Source organism: Mesorhizobium sp. M7A.F.Ca.US.005.03.2.1 (genome assembly GCF_003997795.1).
GTDB lineage: Bacteria > Pseudomonadota > Alphaproteobacteria > Rhizobiales > Rhizobiaceae > Mesorhizobium > Mesorhizobium ciceri.
The window spans coordinates 1-1756 of the sequence record NZ_RZRP01001089.1 but is presented as its reverse complement, the minus strand read 5'-3'; the positions used below and the strand labels follow the sequence as shown (position 1 = coordinate 1756).

The window sequence follows — 1756 nt, the reverse complement described above, 5'->3', positions numbered from 1 at the left end:
ACCCTTGAAGCAGACCTTGCCAAGCTGGCCGAAAGCCGTTCGAGCATCGACGGTCTGGTCGCCGGTCAGGTCGAGAAGCTGGCGGAAGGCCGCGACATTCTCAAGCGCGCGCTGGAATCCGACCTGAACACGATCAAGGGCGTTATCTCAAGCCAGTCGGAAAAGCTGGCCGAGGATCGCGGTCAGCTTTCCCGGGTCCTGGAAGCCGACCTGCAGAATGTGAACAGCGTCATCGCCGATCACATGAACAAGCTTGTCCAAGACCGCTCCGCCCTGTCCAGGGCCCTTGAGGACGACCTCGCCAAGCTGGCCGACAGCCGTTCCAGCATCGACGGGCTGGTTGCGGGTCAGGTCGAGAAGTTGTCCGAGGGCCGAGATATTCTGCGGCGCGCTCTGGAATCCGACCTCAATGCGATCAAGGGGACCATTGCCGACCAGTCGCAGAAACTGGTCGATGACCGGGCACAGTTCGCCCGGGCACTCGAGGCTGACCTCGAAAGCGTCAATGGCTTGGTCAACAGCCATTCCGAAAGGCTCGTCCAGGATCGTTCGACGCTGTCGAAAGCGCTTGAAGCCGACCTCGAAAACGTCGGTGGCCTCGTTAACAGCCACGCGGAAAGGCTTGTCCAGGAGCGCTCGACCCTGTCCAAGGCGCTCGAGGACGATCTTGCCAAACTGGCCGAGAGCCGCTCAAGCATCGACGGTCTGGTCGCCGGCCAGGTCGAGAAACTCGCCGAAGGTCGCGATGTTCTCAAGCGCGCGCTGGAAGCCGATCTCGCCAAGCTGGCCGAAAGCCGCTCCAGCATCGACGGTCTGGTTGCCGGCCAGGTCGAGAAGCTGGCCGAGGGCCGCGACATTCTCAAACGCGCCCTCGAAGCCGACCTGCAGAAGCTGACCGAAAGCCGCAGCGACATCGACGACGTCATCGCCGGACATGTCGGCAAGCTGTCCGAAGGCCGCAATATGCTGACCCGCGCGCTGGAAGACGATCTCGGCAGGCTCGCCGAGACCCGCAAGGACGTTGACCGCTCGCTGTCGGGCCATATCGACCAGATCGCTGCCAGAAGCACCGGCATTTCCGACGCGATCGCTGCCGATGTCGAGAAGATCGAGCAGGCGTTCAGTCGCCAGACCGGCATCATCGAGGAGCGCGCCGGCACCATGGAACGTGCGCTCTCGACAGGCGTCGACAACGTCCGCGCCGTGCTCGAGAAGAGCGCCGTGTTTGTCGCCGGCGCCCTGCGCGAAAAGGTGCTGGAAGTCACCAGCACCCTGCACGAGCAGGCCGGTGCCGCGTTCAGCGACGCCGACCGGAAGATCGCCGAGCGCGCCGAGCAGACCTCCGCCGCCCTGCTGGCGCGGGCCGAAGACATCGCCCGCACCTTCGAGGAGGCCGACCGTCGCCTGCACGCCCGTGCAGAAGATACGTCGAACGCCTTGCTTGCCCGCGCGGACGACACGTCCAGCTCGCTGCTGGCCCGTGCCCATGAAACCGCCGATCAACTGGCCGCTCGCGCAAATCAGATCGCCGGCACCTTCGAAGCGGCAGACCAGAAGCTCGCCGCCCGCGCCCAGGAAACCGCAGATCAGCTGACCGCCCGGGCTCAGGACACCGCCGACCATCTGGCAGCTCGTGCAAGCGAAATTGCAGGCACGTTCGATGCCGCCGACCAGAAGCTGGTCGCCCGCGCCATCGAAACGGCCCAGTCGCTGGCCGCGCGCGCCGGCGACTGGGCCGTTTCGATGGCGCGGGCGA

At 65.1% G+C, this 1756-nt stretch carries 1 pseudogene; it reads left to right on the top strand.

What is annotated here, in order from left to right:
* Positions 1-1756: pseudogene (locus EN991_RS34925) on the top strand (kinesin); the annotation flags it as partial.